15 protein-coding genes are annotated in these 13,907 nt (G+C 65.3%); 3 read left to right on the top strand and 12 right to left on the bottom strand.

The genetic code is table 11. The features are described from left to right. Positions 1-34: 34 nt before the first annotated feature. Positions 35-1,021 (top strand): response regulator transcription factor, encoded by a 987-nt coding sequence (locus AAHK20_RS30020; protein ID WP_449185139.1) that lies wholly within the window; start codon positions 35-37, stop codon positions 1,019-1,021. Between the two features lie 58 nt (positions 1,022-1,079). Here the strand turns inward: AAHK20_RS30020 and sctC are convergent, their stop codons facing one another. The 3 genes from sctC to AAHK20_RS30005 form a co-directional block, all read right to left on the bottom strand. After that, positions 1,080-2,876 (bottom strand): type III secretion system outer membrane ring subunit SctC, encoded by a 1,797-nt coding sequence (sctC, locus tag AAHK20_RS30015; protein ID WP_449185138.1) that lies wholly within the window; start codon positions 2,874-2,876, stop codon positions 1,080-1,082. A 49-nt stretch (positions 2,877-2,925) separates the two neighbouring features. Then, positions 2,926-4,401 carry a helix-turn-helix transcriptional regulator gene (locus AAHK20_RS30010; RefSeq protein ID WP_449185136.1) on the bottom strand — a complete coding sequence of 492 codons (1,476 nt, stop codon included), beginning with the start codon at positions 4,399-4,401 and terminating at the stop codon, positions 2,926-2,928. 205 nt (positions 4,402-4,606) lie between these two features. Beyond that, positions 4,607-4,876: a hypothetical protein gene (locus AAHK20_RS30005; protein ID WP_449185135.1), complete on the bottom strand. Its 270-nt coding sequence runs from the start codon at positions 4,874-4,876 to the stop codon at positions 4,607-4,609. A gap of 110 nt (positions 4,877-4,986) precedes the next feature. On the opposite strand from AAHK20_RS30005, the gene AAHK20_RS30000 reads away from it, so the two are divergent. Together AAHK20_RS30000 and AAHK20_RS29995 are read left to right on the top strand one after the other, a co-directional pair. Next, a complete protein-coding gene (locus AAHK20_RS30000; RefSeq protein ID WP_449185134.1) occupies positions 4,987-5,865 on the top strand; it encodes a LysR family transcriptional regulator in 879 nt (292 codons plus the stop codon). A gap of 37 nt (positions 5,866-5,902) precedes the next feature. After that, on the top strand, positions 5,903-6,550 hold the full coding sequence (locus AAHK20_RS29995; protein WP_449185133.1) for a glutathione S-transferase family protein: 648 nt from the start codon (positions 5,903-5,905) through the stop codon (positions 6,548-6,550). Between the two features lie 39 nt (positions 6,551-6,589). Here AAHK20_RS29995 and sctT read toward each other — a convergent pair whose 3' ends face one another. The 9 genes from sctT to AAHK20_RS29950 form a co-directional block, all read right to left on the bottom strand. After that, positions 6,590-7,411, bottom strand: a complete 822-nt coding sequence (gene sctT, locus AAHK20_RS29990) for a type III secretion system export apparatus subunit SctT (protein WP_449185132.1) — start codon at positions 7,409-7,411, stop codon at positions 6,590-6,592. After that, on the bottom strand, positions 7,408-7,923 hold the full coding sequence (locus AAHK20_RS29985; protein ID WP_449185131.1) for a type III secretion protein HrpB7: 516 nt from the start codon (positions 7,921-7,923) through the stop codon (positions 7,408-7,410). The genes sctT and AAHK20_RS29985 overlap by 4 nt, the downstream gene beginning before the upstream one ends. 17 nt (positions 7,924-7,940) lie before the next feature. Beyond that, entirely contained in the window at positions 7,941-9,290 is a 1,350-nt protein-coding gene (gene sctN / locus AAHK20_RS29980; RefSeq protein WP_449185130.1) for a type III secretion system ATPase SctN, read from the bottom strand. Continuing rightward, positions 9,287-10,105 (bottom strand): type III secretion system stator protein SctL, encoded by an 819-nt coding sequence (gene sctL, locus AAHK20_RS29975; RefSeq protein ID WP_449185129.1) that lies wholly within the window; start codon positions 10,103-10,105, stop codon positions 9,287-9,289. The genes sctN and sctL overlap by 4 nt, the downstream gene beginning before the upstream one ends. Further along, complete coding sequence (locus AAHK20_RS29970; RefSeq protein WP_449185128.1) at positions 10,090-10,923, bottom strand: type III secretion protein HrpB4; 834 nt, start codon at positions 10,921-10,923, stop codon at positions 10,090-10,092. Before AAHK20_RS29970 ends, sctL begins: the two co-directional genes overlap by 16 nt. Before the next feature lie 103 nt (positions 10,924-11,026). Then, positions 11,027-11,860 (bottom strand): type III secretion system inner membrane ring lipoprotein SctJ, encoded by an 834-nt coding sequence (gene sctJ, locus AAHK20_RS29965; protein WP_449185127.1) that lies wholly within the window; start codon positions 11,858-11,860, stop codon positions 11,027-11,029. A 51-nt stretch (positions 11,861-11,911) separates the two neighbouring features. After that, positions 11,912-12,310, bottom strand: a complete 399-nt coding sequence (locus AAHK20_RS29960; protein WP_449185126.1) for a type III secretion protein HrpB2 — start codon at positions 12,308-12,310, stop codon at positions 11,912-11,914. Between the two features lie 39 nt (positions 12,311-12,349). Then, positions 12,350-12,955: an HrpB1 family type III secretion system apparatus protein gene (locus AAHK20_RS29955; protein WP_449185125.1), complete on the bottom strand. Its 606-nt coding sequence runs from the start codon at positions 12,953-12,955 to the stop codon at positions 12,350-12,352. A gap of 182 nt (positions 12,956-13,137) precedes the next feature. Continuing rightward, positions 13,138-13,728 carry a hypothetical protein gene (locus AAHK20_RS29950; protein ID WP_449185124.1) on the bottom strand — a complete coding sequence of 197 codons (591 nt, stop codon included), beginning with the start codon at positions 13,726-13,728 and terminating at the stop codon, positions 13,138-13,140. Between the last annotated feature and the right edge of the window lie 179 nt (positions 13,729-13,907).

The raw sequence follows: 13,907 nt of genomic DNA, 5'->3' as shown, positions 1-13,907 counted from the left end.
GGAGCGAGACCTTCGGCCATCAGTCTTGGAGAGCATGTTGAAATTCGCCGTCATGACAAACAACAGCAGTCTGTTCAATCTGATTTGCCAATGCTTTTCCGATGACAGGATCGAGTGCCGCCGCTTTGACGACGACGTCGCCCTGTCGCGAGCGATCTATCGCGACGAGTACCACGCGATCCTCGTCGACGCCGCCACGGGAATCGATTCGACGCGAGCCGTCTTCGCGCGCCGCGAGTGCTACGGCGATCGGCGCGCACCGCTCGTCGTCGTCGGCGCCTTCGCCGATCGCGGCAGCATCGAGCGCGCATTCGAAGCGGGCGCGGACGACGTCGTGCGCGCGCCGATCGAGCGCAGCGAGCTGACCGCGCGCACCTGGCTCGCGCTGCGCCGCTTTCAAGCCGCGCCTGCTACGCAATCGGGGCAATCGGACGACTGGGCCACGCTCGGCCCCTACCGGCTCGACCGTCGCACGGGCGCGGTGTTGATCCACGATCGGCTCGTCAAGCTGACGGTGCGCGAATTCGCGATTGCGTGGCTGCTGTTCTCGCGCGCAGGCGAATATGTGAGCCGCCGGCAGATTGCGGCCACGATCTGGAGCAGCACCGAGGACATCGTGGGCCGCACGCTCGAACAGCACATCTACAAGCTGCGCAAGAAGCTGGGCCTGAATGGCGCGGACGGCGTGCAATTGCGCACGATGTATGCGCACGGCTATCGCGTCGAGTTGTGCGAGGCAGGCTTGGCCGAAGTCGAGCCCAGCGGCGAAACGCTCGTGCATGCCGACGACAGCGAAGCCGCGCGCAGCGCGCAGCCCTGGGAGAAGCATGCGGCCGTCAGCGTATGGAGCCTCGGCACGCTGAACGCGCCGAAGATCGTCGCGCACTTCGTCGAGCCCATCCTCGATACACCTGAAATGTCGCCTAAGGCGTCGCTTGAAAAAACAAAAGACAGCCCGACTGCGCTGCCTTCGTTCTCCTTCCCCGCCACGCTTCTCGGCGCGCCGCTTTGGCGGCGCTGATGAAGCGCTGACAACGACGCGGGCGGCGCTTGACTAGGCGCCGCCCATTGCACTCACTTCACAAATCCAGCACCCGCGGCGTCAACAGGAAGATCCGCTCCATATGCGAGCGCGAATCGCTGTTGTAGCGGAACAGCGCGCCGATGAGCGGTATCTTCGACAGCCCCGGCACGCCGGTCACGCCGTTCGCGTTGTTGTCGACGCTGTAGCCCGCTATCAAGAGGCCCTCGCCCTGGCCGACGAACGCCTGCGTATTGATATCGCTTTGCGTGATCACCGGAATGTTGTCCACCTGCTGACCGGTCAGCTGGCCGTCCTCGATGTGGACTTGCAGCTTGATGCTCGTCTGCCCGTTTTCCTGCACGACCATCGGCAGCACGCGCAGCGACACGCCGGTCGACACGCTGTACAAGTCCGCCGACGTGTAGCCCGACACGCGCACGAAGAATTGCGTCTTGTTGTCCATCACGGCTTCGACGTTGTCGAGCGTCGCGACTTTCGGCGATGCATCGATCTTCGCCTTGTTGGTCTGCTCCGACGCATTGATGCGCGCCATCAGGTAGCGCCCCGCATCGCCGAGCACCGCCGTGATCGCGCCGCCGACCGGTGTCGTACTGACGACCGTCGTGCCGTCGGCAAGCGTGGTGGTGCCGAAGTTCGGGTTGATCTGGCCGGTCGAGTAGTCGTTCTGCTGATACGTGCCCGACCCCGTCTGCAGATCGAAGTGGCTGTTGTGCGCGCGCCAGTCGATGCCGATCTGCTTGAGGAAGTTGTCGTCGATCTCGATGATGTGCGCCTCGATTTCGATGAGCTTGGGCCGCGTGTCGAGCTGATCGATCAGCGACGCATATTGCGCGATGCGCTGCGGCGTATCGCGGATCAGCACCGAGTTGGTCGTCGGATCGGGCTGAATGACCGGCAACGACACGTCGCCGCCGCCGACCGTACCGGACGACTGCGCGCCGCCGCCCGGCGACGCGCTCGCGTAGCCGACGTTGCCGCCGCCCCCCGGGTAAGGCGGGCTGCCGCTGATCAAGCCGCCCAGGGTCGCGCCCTGCCCTTCGGGCATGTTCTCCGGCAACGGCGGATTCAGTTGCGGGCCGCCGCCGAGCGAGCTGCCGTTCACATCGTTCATCGGCGCGACGCGCTGCATGTTCGGCGTCGACGTCGCCGTCGATGGCGCATCGCCGTTCTGCTTGTCCTTCTTCGCGTGATACATGCTCGCCAGCACGTTCGCGACGCCCGGCACCGTGATCGTGTTGCCGTCGATCTGCACCTTGTGATCGGCGGCCCACGCGTGCTTGAGCTTGAACACGCGGATCACCGAGCCGGTCTTGCTGCCCGCGTTGTCGTCGAGCCGCCGAGCCACTTCGGTCACGAGCTGCACGTATTGCGGCGGCCCGTTGACGAGCGCCGTGCCCGCGTTTTCGTCGTAGACCACGGGAAAGCGCGGATCGTCGATGTTCATCGTGCGCAGCGTCGCGCGCAGATCCTCGGGCGACGCGTGATCGAGCCGGATCACTTGATGCGTGACGTCGTTCGCGCCGCTGATCGACAGCACGCTGCCGTCGTAAAACCAGACGAAGCCGAACGTCGACGCGAGCGTATCGAGGAAGCGTTGCGGCGACATATCGAAGTGCCCCGTCACGGTGCCCTGCACGTCGCTTGCGATCGACGCGGGCACGCCCTGGCTCGCGGTGAAATCGCGCAATACGTCTTTGAGATCCTTGCCTTCGACGGCGATATGCACGGCCGAGCTTCGCCAGCGAACTGTGGCCGCGTCCGCCGGAACGAGCGCCGCGCACGTGAGGGACGCCGCGAGCCACGCGGCGCAGAACAGCGTCTTCGGTTTCATGGTGTCGTGTGGATGAAAGGTAGCGAAGTGGTGAAGAAATCGATGGGTGTCAGCGTTCGAGCGTTTCCGAAGGCGCTTCATGAAACTGCTTGCGATAGCCATTGACGAGCGTCGAGCGGTTCAGCACGCCCCATTTGCTCGCCGCGCCCAGCACGCCGCGCTCGCTCGCATAGGACTTGTCGGTCAGCTCCGCGCGAATGCGCTCCATGCGCTGCCGGCGAATCAGCTCGGTGGGCGACAGGCCGAGGAAGTTCTTGAACGCGCTCTGCAGCGCGCGCTCGGTCACGCCGATTTCCGCGGCGACTTCGCGCACCGACAAATCGCGGCGGTCGAGGTTCTCGAGCACATAGCTATACGCGCGGCGATACTTGGCCGGCAGGCGCGCGCCGACATCGTCGAGCTGGGGCGACGCCTTCGCCGCGCGCTGCAGGAACGGCGTGCGCACCTGCGAGTTCTCGCGCAGGCATTGCATCGCGACGAGCGCATAGCGGCTATACAGTTGCAGCGACTCCTGCGCGCGGCCCTGTGCCTGACGCGTCTTCGCGGTGCAATAGAGGTACTCGAGCTGACGGTGTCCGGTCGTGCCGTTGCGGCCGATCTGATGCAGCGGCTCGAGCATCGAGTGCGCGAGATTCGGCGCCGCGCCCGCGAGCGTCGCGAGCGCGATCTCGAGGCGCAGCGTGCGCTGATAGTCGTTGAGACCTTGCTCGCGCGCCCAGAGCAGATGCTCTTGCAAGCCGCCGATCGCATCGCGGTCCGCGCACGCCGCGAGCCGCAGGCGGCGCAGGTAGTCGATGCGCGCGCGCAGAAGCGGCGAACGCACGCTTTGCACCGCGCGGTTGAGGCCGTCGACCGTGATATCGGCGGTGGTGGCGCCTGCCGGCAGGCGGTCGGTCGAAAGGCCCGACTGCCAGTAGACGTGGTCGCTCAATGCGGGCGCGCCGCGCAGTTCGTATTGCACGGCCAGCTCGAAGCGCAGCGTCGCGACGACGTCGCGCCAATGACCGAACGGATCGGCGAGGCCGTTTTCGAGCTGCGCGGCGAGTTCGTCGAGCGCCTCGCACGCTTCGCTCGCGCGGCCGAGTTCATGCAACACGAGGACGATGCCGAATTGCGCCTCCGCCGCGCGCTCGGCTTCGTTCTCGGATTCGTCGGCAATGCGCGAGAAACAGGCGAGCGCGGTGCCGAGACGGTGCCGGAAGAACGCCTGCCACGCGGCGTTGCGGCACGACGCCGTGCGAATCGCTTGCTTGGACGAGCGGATCAGCTTTTGCGAGCGGCGGTAGTTTTCTTCGGCCTCGACTTCGATGCCAAGCATCAATTGCAAATCGGCGTGCAGCTGCAAGCCGTAGGCGGCGCTTTCGTCGCCGCCTGCCTCGTCGGCCCAGCGGCTCGCCTGCTGGCTTGCGGCAGTCAGCTTGCCGCCCAGCAACGCGTCGAGAAAACGGATCGAGAGCGCCCGCTCGCCGGACGGAGCCGGCGTGGCGAGTGCGGCGACAACGGGGAAGTACAGCATCGAGAACATGGATCGACTCCTTTGAGTGCGCGCCGCGGGGTTCGCTGTTTGAAGCGCGCTTGATCGGCTGGAGTCAATGTAGTCAAACGTTTGCTGCGAACTCTCAATTAATCTGATGAACGGGCGGGATTTGAGGAGGATTGAGGTTTGCGTGAGCGGGGGCGCGCGGAGGCGGGTTTCTCAACCAAAGCTCAACGGCATGCGTTGGCTTACGTCAGTGCGAACAGGCACGAATGGCCTGCTGTATAGCGTTCTGATCGGGCGGACTCTGGAAGAACGCCTCGTCTAAGGTGTGTGCGTCGCTCATCTTGTTCTTCAAACATGCCCGGTCCACGCCACGGGGTGTCGGTTCAAGATACAGCCAGAGCAGCGTCAGCAGCAGCCCGTTGAGCACCAGCATACAGACCCACCATTTCGTGTGCGCCTTACCGTCCAGCAATTGAGCGTTCTTGTTGCTCTGAACACCTTCCGTGATATTTGTCATTTTCGATCCCTGGTGAGCATTGCGAATGCCGATTCTCGGACCGAGAGTGAAATACGAAAAGTTGAATTTAAAAAAGCGTATATTCAGCTTTTCTGAATCATGGTGCGGCAATGAGAGAGATCAGCCTGGACCGTCTGCGTACGTTGGTGACGATCGCCGATCACCGCTCTTTTGCCGAAGCCGCACGCATCCTGCACTTGGCCGCGCCGACCGTCAGCCTTCATATTCAGGAACTGGAGGACCGCATCGGCGCCCCGCTGCTATCGCGCAAGCGAGGCCACGTCCGCCCTACGGCAATTGGCGAAACGCTACTCGCACGTGCGCGGCGTCTTCTGGCAGATACGGAACTCGCGCTGGACGACATCCAGAGGCAAGTTCAAGGGCTGGAGGGACGTGTCCGTCTTGGCGCATCGACCGGCGCGTTTGCGCATCTGTTGCCGCAGGCGCTGGAAGTGCTGGAGCAGCAACATCCGTCGATCGACGTTCAGATCGCGGTGCTCACCTCGCAAGAGACGCTGACCCGGTTAAAAGAAGGGACGCTCGATATAGGGCTGGTTGCGCTGCCGCAACCAGCCACGACAGGCCTCGTCATCAAGCCCTGGCGGCGGGATCCCGTCATGGCGTTCCTGCCGGCGAAATGGCAATGCCCGGCTCGCGTGACGCCGAAGTGGCTGTCCGGGCGGCCGCTCATCCTCAACGATTCGACGACGCAGCTCTCGCGGTTGACCACGGAATGGTTCGCCGCAGACGGACAACGGCCCGCTGCCCGAATTGAACTCAACTATAACGACGCGATCCGAAGTCTCGTTGCGGCGGGCTACGGCGCGGCGCTGCTTCCGCACGAAGGCGGCGTCAACGCAGCGCAAGACACGCGTATGGTCGTGCGACCGCTTCGTCCGGCCCTTTGGCGTCAACTTGGCATCGCGCACGCCGCACAGGTAGATCGCTCGACGCAACTCGCGCTCGATGTGTTATCGAAGCTACGATAGTGAACTTTACTTTTTCGTTTTCTATAGGACCCGACCCATGCCCTACATTCTGTATTACTCCCCGGGCGCGGCAAGCATGGCCGTGCACTGGATGCTGATCGAACTGGGCGTGCCCTTTGAAGCAAGGCTCGTCGACATCGACGCAGGCGCACAGCACGCCCCGGAGTATCTGCGCCTGAATCCCGCCGGCCGCGTGCCAACCCTTGTCGTCGACGGCATACCCCGGAGAGAATCGACTGCCCTGTTGATGCTGCTTGCGGAACGACATCCCGAGGCCGGGCTTGCACCGCAGCCGGGTACGCCCGAGCGTTCCGAGTGGTTCGAGCTGATGATCTATTTCGCGAACGGTTTGTTGCCGGCCATGCGCAACTGGTTCTATGCAGACGAAGATGGCGCACCGGCAAACGCCGCGGCAGTGAAAGAGTTTTCACGCGAACAAATCGAAGCCGACATGGAGCGCCTCGATCAACGGCTTAGCGATGGCCGCACCTATTTGATCGGCAATCGCTTGAGCACCGCTGACTTCCTCGCAGTCATGCTCTTGCGCTGGACCCGCAATATGCCGCGTCCCGCGACAACGTGGCCAAATCTTGCACGCTATATCCAGACGCTTCGCGCCACGCCGGCATTCCTGGAGCTCAATGCGCGGGAAGGCTTGACCGAGTGGCTCAATCCGGCTGCCTGAGCATGCCGGACACGATGCGTTCGAGCATTGGGAGCGATCTCACGGCTTGCCTTGATGCTCGCTCGTCAACGCCCGCATCTCCGCCGTCAAACCGCTCAGCGTGATCTGCTCTTTGACCTGATCCACGAACACGCCGACAAACAGCGCCAGCATCAGCACCGTCACCGCTCCTTTCACCGGCTGGCTCAAGGTCATCAAATCGAGCTTCGACGCCGACTTCGCCGCAAACCCGAACCCGAAGTCGATCAACAGCAGAATGAACATCATCGGCGCGGCGAGCTTGGCGATGGTCTGCATCAGCGAATCGGTCTGATGCAGCACGAACGATTCGAGCACGTTCGACATGCTCGGCCCCGACGACGTCAGCGGCCACCAGTGATACGACTCATATAGCGTGCCGAGCAGGAACGTCATGCCGCCGAGCGCCCAGAACGCCACCGAGGCAATCTGCATGAGCAGCGTCGCGGTTGGCGTCGCTTGCTCGGAGCGCGACGGATTCATGACCTGCACGTTGTTGTAGCCGGTCAGGTCGTCGATATACGTGCCCGCGCCTTCGGCCACCCAAAACACGATCGACGCGGCATAGCCGAGCGCGACGCCGATCAACGCCTCGCGCAAACCCACCTCGATCAGCGTGACGCCGCGCAGCGTCTGGATGAACGCGATCGGCTGGCCGTACGCGATGTACGAGCTGAACAGCACGACGATCGCGTTGCGCGTGACGCCTTGCAGCAAGCCGTCCGCGGTCGGCGGAAAAATGAACATGACCATGAACAGCCGCAGCGAGCAGACGCCTGTCAGCGTCACGTAGCCGACGAGGAAATTCCCGAGGTCGGGCAGTGCCGAAAAAATGTCGTTCATGCGCTCGCTCTGCGATCCTGGAAGCGCCGGGCGAGCGCGATTTCTTCGGCTTCGTCGTCGCCGGCGATGGCGGCGGCTTCTTCCTGTTGGCGGTGGATCTGCTTCACGCGGTCATCGCAGAGATCGATGCGGCCGAGATTGAGCGCGATCTCGCGTTGCGTCTTCGCGATCGCGTCGAGGCTCGCCTGTACCGCGTGTTCGGCTTGCGCCAATTGCGCCTCGCTCGCGCGCAGGCGTTCGGCGACGATGTCGGCGTAAGTGCGGCAGCCGTTGAGATCGTTCAGCGAAAACGCTTCGGTGCCGGTCATCATCGCGTCGATGCGGTCCTCGTAGTGCTGCAGGACGCCCGCTTCGTGCTCGACCTGCTGCGCCTTCGCGTCGCGCGCTGCTTCAAGCGCCGTGTGTTCATCACGCTGTGCGGCGAGTGCCGCGCGCAGCGACTCGTCGAGGCGCCGCCGCCGCGCCGTCGAACGTTCAAGCGCGACGATGCGGCGCTTCGCCGTTGCGTTCATGCCGCCGCCCGAGCCCATCAGCCAAGCCCGCTCAGTGCGTACAACTGCGCTTCGGTGTCGCCCGGCGCCGCGTATTCGCTCGTGCGCTGCGAGAGAAACGCCTTGATCGCATCGGCTTTCGCAATCGCTTCGTCGGCGACCGCATTCATGCCCGCCTGATACTCGCCGATCTGCAAAAGCATCTCCACTTCGCGGTGCTTCGCCATCAATTCGCGGATGCGCGCCGACGCCTGCACGTAGGTATCGGGCACCACTTGCGACATCACGCGCGAGAGGCTCGCGAGCACGTCGATGGCCGGGTACTGGTTCTTCGCAGCGATCTCGCGCGACAGGATCATGTGACCGTCGAGTATCCCGCGTACCTCCTCGGCGATCGGATCGCTGCCGCTGTCGTCTTCGGCGAGTACCGTGTAGAGCGCCGTGATCGAGCCGGTCGCGCCCATGCCCGCGCGTTCGAGCAGGCGCGGCAGCTCCGCGAAAATCGACGGAGGAAAGCCGCGCCGCGCAGGCGGCTCGCCGGCGGCGAGGCCGATCTCGCGGCCGGCGCGCGCGAAGCGCGTCAGCGAATCCATCATAAGCAGCACGCGCTGGCCGCGGTCGCGGAAATACTCGGCGATCGCGGTTGCCACGTAGGCGGCCTTCGCGCGCTCCATCGACGAGCGGTCCGACGTCGCGCACACCACCACCGAACGCGCCATACCCTCCGGCCCGAGGATCAATTCGACGAACTCGCGCACTTCGCGTCCGCGCTCGCCGATCAGCGCGATCACGTTGACGTCGCACGACGCGCCGCGCGCGAACATGCCGAGCAGCGTGCTCTTGCCGACGCCCGCCGGCGCGAAGATGCCCATGCGCTGCCCTTCGGCGAGCGTCATCATCGCGTCGACCACGCGCACGCCCGTCGGCAGCGGCGCCTCGATCATGCGGCGGCTCATCGGGTCGGGGGGCGCGGCGAAGATCGGACGCAGCGTGTCGGATTCGATCGGCGGACCGCCGTCGACGGGCTCGCCGAGGCTGTCGATCACGCGGCCCAGCAGCATATCGCCGACTTTCACGGAGAGCGGGCGCCCGAGCCCGATCACTTGCGTCGAGCGCGAGACGTTTTCCAAACGCGAGAACGGCGAGAGCAAGGCCACGTCGCGCGTGAAGCCGATCACCTCGGCGTGCTGCAACAGCGCGCCGTTCGGCCCGCGCAGTTCGCACAGTTCGCCGAGCGACACGTCGAGGCCGGCGACCTTGATCAGCGTGCCGATCACTTCGAGCACCTTGCCCGCGCGCGCGACGTTCGGCACCGCGAGCAGCTCGCGCTCGATCTCGTCGGTGAGCCGGTCGAAGTCGGTGGTCTGGGCGAGCCAAGGTGAGCTCATACGGGAGCCTCGGTCGTGCTGGGGTCGGAGTTGAGGTTGGCGCCGAAATCCGCGTTGCCGTCCGGCGTCTGCGCCTCTTCGACCGAGCGCTTCAGCGCGCGCGACACCGCGTTCTTCATCGCGCGCAATTGCGTGTCGAGGCCCGCGTCGATGGTGCCGAAGTCCGACTCGCAGAAGCAGCTGCCCGGGTCGAGCCGCTTGTCGGCGACGACGGATAGCGGAATGCGCTGGCCCAGCTCGCGCCAGCGCACGGCGAGTCGGTCGAAGGCGGCCTTCGCTTCGTCGTAGTCGTCCGGATGAACCGCCACGCGCAGATAGGTCGCGCCGTCGACGATCCGGTCGACGGTTGCGAGCGCGCGCTCGAACAGCGCCTCGGGGCGCTCGACGCGCACGATCTGCTCGACCGCCGACGACACGATGCCCGCAAGCCGCTCGCGCATGCGGACCTGCAATTGGTTCTGCGCGTTGGCGACGTCGGCAAGGCGCTCCATCCAGTCGGAGAGCGCGCGGTCGCAGCCGTCGCGGTAGCCGCTCTCGCGGGCCGCATCGTATTCCTGCTGTGCCGCTTCGACGATCTGCGCCGCTTGCTCGCGGCCCGCTTCGGCGATGCGCTCGGCTTCTTCGCGGGCGGCGGCGAGGATCGCGTCGCGTTCCTCCGCAAGCGCCGCGTACGCCTGATCGATCGACATCATCGCGCCGAAGGTCTCGCGCGGGATCACATCGCCGGCCGCGCCGATGCGCGCGATTGCGGCGCTTGCGTCGCCCGCGTCGATTTCGCCCGTGGCCGAGCGCGCGCCTCTCAACCAAATAACCATGCGGACTCCGGTAACAGTTCGGACAAGCGCGCAAAGAGCCGGGCGGTGCCGAGCGCGTCGGTGGTGCCGGGCACGGCGGCGAGCCATGCGGGCGTCGGCAGCACGCGCGGCAGCGCGAGGCGCAACAGCGGAAACGGCACGCGGGTCGCGGTTGTGTTCGCCGCAGTGTTCGGCACTTGCGCGACCGGTGCAGCCAATGCCCCTTGCGCCGTGCCGAGATCGCGCAGGAGCAACGCGCAACCCTCGACCGCGAGCACATCGGCATCGAGCGCGGTCAGCGGCGGCAGCGCGGCGCGCGCGGCAAGCAGCGCGATATTGGGCGCGTCGGCGAGGTGAGCGTCCTGCGTCAGACGATCGACGCCAACGCCCGTCCATTCGGAAAGCTGCGAGCGCGTGCGCTTGTCGATCAAGCGCCGCACTTCGGCTCGGCGGAACGACAGCGCACGCATGCGCAACACTTGCAAGCCGGTGGCGGCGGGCAGCACGTCGAGCAGCGCGGCGTTCGGCCTTGCCGAAACGTTCTGCGAAGCGTTTTGCAAAGCGCCAGCGGCCGGACGCAGCGCCGGTTGCGTGAGCACATCGAGCGCGGGCGGCTGCACGCCTGCCGCGCGCACCAGCGCGTGCGAGCACGCTTCGAGCGCGGACTCGCTCGCGCTCGCCACAGCAGCCCGCCAGAACGCCAGCTGCGCCGCGTCGGCGCCCAGCAGCGCCGCGCACCACGATGGGTCAACCCAGCGCGCCGCTTGCGCCACGTTGCGTCCATACGCATTGAGCGCCGCGGCCGCGCGCATGAACGGCAGATCGGCGGGCGCGTTCATGATGCCTCCCGCCGGGCCGCCCCAAGGGAGGCATCCGCCCCCTCGGGGGGCAGCGAACGATAGTGAGCGTGGGGGTCGTCATTCATTGTTCGAGCATCGGCCGTCAGCCTGCGGTGCGCATGCGCCGCAAGCGCGCGAGCAGCGCGCCGAGCTTGCCGCCGGGCGCATCGTCGCCGCCTGCTGCACCATCAGCGGAAGGCTTCAGATGCACGGCAAGCACACCGCGCCGCGCGAGCACATAAAGGGCTGTGCCCACCAACAGCGCCACGCCCGCGAACACGCCATACAGCCAAGCCGGAATGCCGCGCGCCGGCGCCAGTTGCGCGATCTCGACCGGATCGGCCGGGACCGCCGTTACGCTGACCTGGTCATAGGTGAGCCCTTCGACGCTGTGCATGACGAGCGTCTTGATCTGCGGCACGAGCGCGCCGATGTCGGAATCGGGCCGGTACTTGATGAACACCGCCGCCGACGACGGCTTGATCGTCTGCGCGAGCGGATCGTTGTTGGGCAGCACGATCTGCACGCGCGCGACGAGCACGCCGTCGATCTTCGAGAGCGTCGACGACAGCTCCTGCTGCATCCCGTAGACGAAGCGCACGCGCTCTTCCGTGGGCGTCGAAACCAGGCCGTCCTTCTTGAAGAGGTCGCCGAGGTCGTCGAACTTGTTGTGCGGCAGGCCCCGCGCGCGCAGCACTTGCATCGCGCGCACCATTTGGCCGTCGTCGACGTCGAGCGACCAGGTCTTGCCGGCGTCGGGCGAATCCTTCGACGCGTCGACGCCACGCTCCAGGAGCGCGACGAGCATCTCGTTGACGTCCTGCTCGGACAGGTTGCCGTACAGCTCCTTCTTGCAGCCGGCGAGCAGCACGCAAAGAACGAGCGCGCACAGCAAGGGGCCGCGGCCGCGGCGGATCGACAGGCGTCGCTCAAGCATCGGTAAGCCTCATGCGGTATCGCAAAACGACGCGCGGCACGGCGGCGTACGTCATTGGTTCTTCATCAGCGTTTCGATGGCCGATTTCGACGAGTCCACCACGCCCATCTTCGCTTCGAGATCGAGCTGCGTGCTCGCGAGCTCGAGCGTCATATGGATGGTCTGCGCGGTCATCTCGTTCATCGTCAGCGTGGGGGCTTGGTTGGCGAGATCGAGCGCGTCGTTGACCGTGTGCTGCAGTTCGGCGTCCTGCGAGGCGACGAGCTTCGACGCGACCGCCGTGCCGTCGTCGGCCGGCGCCGCGGGCGCGGCCATCGGCGCTTTCTGCATCAGGGACTGAAACTTGTCGGCAAGCTGCGTCGGCGTTTCCGCCGGATTCGCCGCGCCCTTGGAAAGCTGGTCGAGCGAAGCCTGCATGGCGGAAGCGGATGTGCTGACGGGATCGGTCATGAACGGCTCCTTGAGCTACGAAACGACGAGAGCGGCGCGTTACGCGCGCAGGAACGTGCCCATCGGCATTGCCGCGGCGACCGGGGCCGATGCAGGCGATGCAGCGGTCGACTGAGCAGCAGCCGGCGCGGCCTCTTCGGTCTCGTCCGCCGGCACGTCGAATTCCGCGAGCTTGTCGCACGAAGCCGGCGTCACGAATTTGCCGCTGCTGCGCGCCGCGCGCATCGCGTTGAGCAGGTCCTCGCGCGCTTCGAGCGCGGCCACGAGCTGCTTCGTGTCGCGGTTCGGATTGATCTCCATGGCTTCGGCCGCGCACTGCTTCCAGTCCGGGTCGCCCTTCGCCGAGAGGCAGAACGCGAGCAACGCTTTCGCGTAGCCGAAGCGCGGCACGTTCTCGCCGACCTGGCGCAGCACGTGGATCGCGTCGTCCCAGTGGCCGCGCACCATGTGCAGGATGCCGTCGAGCGTGTCGATCTCAGCGACGCGCGGACGCAGCACGCGCAGCGCGTCGAGCACGAGCTCGATGTCGTACGGATCGGCTTGCACCTTCGGGAACGTGCCGAGCAAGGCGGTCGACACGGTTTCGATCAAGCCGCCGACGAGATCGGGGCTGCAATTCAGGTATTCCGGCGTGCTGGCGGTCATCTCGTTGGGCTCCTCGATGAGACGGTGGACGCGGCCGCGCCGCACGGTCGAGCACGCGGCGGGCCACGATGAGATGGCTGAACCATAGCAACCGGTATGAGGGCGCGAGACGCGCGATGCGAAGCGAGCGCGACGGATGCGAAGATGCTGGCGCACAGCGCCAGCGATACGATTTTAGTGACTCAGCGCCTGCCGAACAGCCGCCGCGCAGCGCCTAACCAACCGGCTGCACCCGGCGAGCGAGTACGGTCTTGCTCCGGTACGGATAAACCGTCTACGCGGATCTGCATCAAGCGACCGTCCGTTGCCAATCCAATCGATAGGTTGGCGGCGAGCAAGTGCCAATCATTCACAGTGCCCCATGACAGGCAAATCGTCCCTGTTCTTGCGTCATAGAACACGTCGGCCTCCCTCGCTTCGCCCACTCGCCCGAACTCGTCGAAAGGTGCGGAAAAGCGAAGCACACTTTGGGAAGCCTCCACCGGCTCGAGCGCAGCGGCACGCCAATCGGATGCGTTCGTGTAGAAGTCGAATGCGACGAGTTTATTGTCTGCATCGAGCGACAAACTCAACGTACCCGCGGTAATCAGGAAGGACTGCGGACTCAGGCCAAACTGATCGTCGATCGCGTCGCGCAGTGGCGCTTGAGGTTGCTGCGGTAACTTGCGCGGATAGCTCACCGCGCACGTCATCGTGAATCCTTCGCCATCCCAGTTCGGGCAAGCGGTCGCCAGCGTGTCGGCGGGTGTCGAACGAACAAAAACGGTTTCCATGCCTAGCGCCGATAGACAAAGTGCAACACTGTGTAGTCGCGCTCTCGAACCACGACTTCGAGCTTGTAGGACACACCCCTGCGCGTGAGGGGCACAGTGTACTGGAACACTCCTGGATGCCCCTGAGGGTCTGCGGTGCGCTTACCGTTTTCCGCGCCGCAGCCGCTCAGTTACGTGTC

The organism is Trinickia camelliae (genome assembly GCF_053525655.1).
Note: the sequence above shows the minus strand (reverse complement) of the source record. Positions and strands in the feature narration are given on the sequence as shown.

Excerpts from the sequence above, each read along its gene's own strand:
- sctC (WP_449185138.1), bottom strand. The coding sequence starts at position 2,876 with ATGAAACCGAAGACGCTGTTCTGCGCCGCGTGGCTCGCGGCGTCCCTC.
- AAHK20_RS29985 (WP_449185131.1), bottom strand. The coding sequence starts at position 7,923 with ATGAACGCAACGGCGAAGCGCCGCATCGTCGCGCTTGAACGTTCGACG.
- AAHK20_RS30000 (WP_449185134.1), top strand. The coding sequence starts at position 4,987 with ATGAGAGAGATCAGCCTGGACCGTCTGCGTACGTTGGTGACGATCGCC.
- sctL (WP_449185129.1), bottom strand. The coding sequence starts at position 10,105 with ATGGTTATTTGGTTGAGAGGCGCGCGCTCGGCCACGGGCGAAATCGAC.
- AAHK20_RS30020 (WP_449185139.1), top strand. The coding sequence starts at position 35 with ATGTTGAAATTCGCCGTCATGACAAACAACAGCAGTCTGTTCAATCTG.
- AAHK20_RS29955 (WP_449185125.1), bottom strand. The coding sequence starts at position 12,955 with ATGACCGCCAGCACGCCGGAATACCTGAATTGCAGCCCCGATCTCGTC.
- AAHK20_RS29950 (WP_449185124.1), bottom strand. The coding sequence starts at position 13,728 with ATGGAAACCGTTTTTGTTCGTTCGACACCCGCCGACACGCTGGCGACC.
- AAHK20_RS29970 (WP_449185128.1), bottom strand. The coding sequence starts at position 10,923 with ATGAACGCGCCCGCCGATCTGCCGTTCATGCGCGCGGCCGCGGCGCTC.
- AAHK20_RS30010 (WP_449185136.1), bottom strand. The coding sequence starts at position 4,401 with ATGTTCTCGATGCTGTACTTCCCCGTTGTCGCCGCACTCGCCACGCCG.
- sctT (WP_449185132.1), bottom strand. The coding sequence starts at position 7,411 with ATGAACGACATTTTTTCGGCACTGCCCGACCTCGGGAATTTCCTCGTC.
- sctN (WP_449185130.1), bottom strand. The coding sequence starts at position 9,290 with ATGAGCTCACCTTGGCTCGCCCAGACCACCGACTTCGACCGGCTCACC.
- sctJ (WP_449185127.1), bottom strand. The coding sequence starts at position 11,860 with ATGCTTGAGCGACGCCTGTCGATCCGCCGCGGCCGCGGCCCCTTGCTG.
- AAHK20_RS30005 (WP_449185135.1), bottom strand. The coding sequence starts at position 4,876 with ATGACAAATATCACGGAAGGTGTTCAGAGCAACAAGAACGCTCAATTG.
- AAHK20_RS29960 (WP_449185126.1), bottom strand. The coding sequence starts at position 12,310 with ATGACCGATCCCGTCAGCACATCCGCTTCCGCCATGCAGGCTTCGCTC.
- AAHK20_RS29995 (WP_449185133.1), top strand. The coding sequence starts at position 5,903 with ATGCCCTACATTCTGTATTACTCCCCGGGCGCGGCAAGCATGGCCGTG.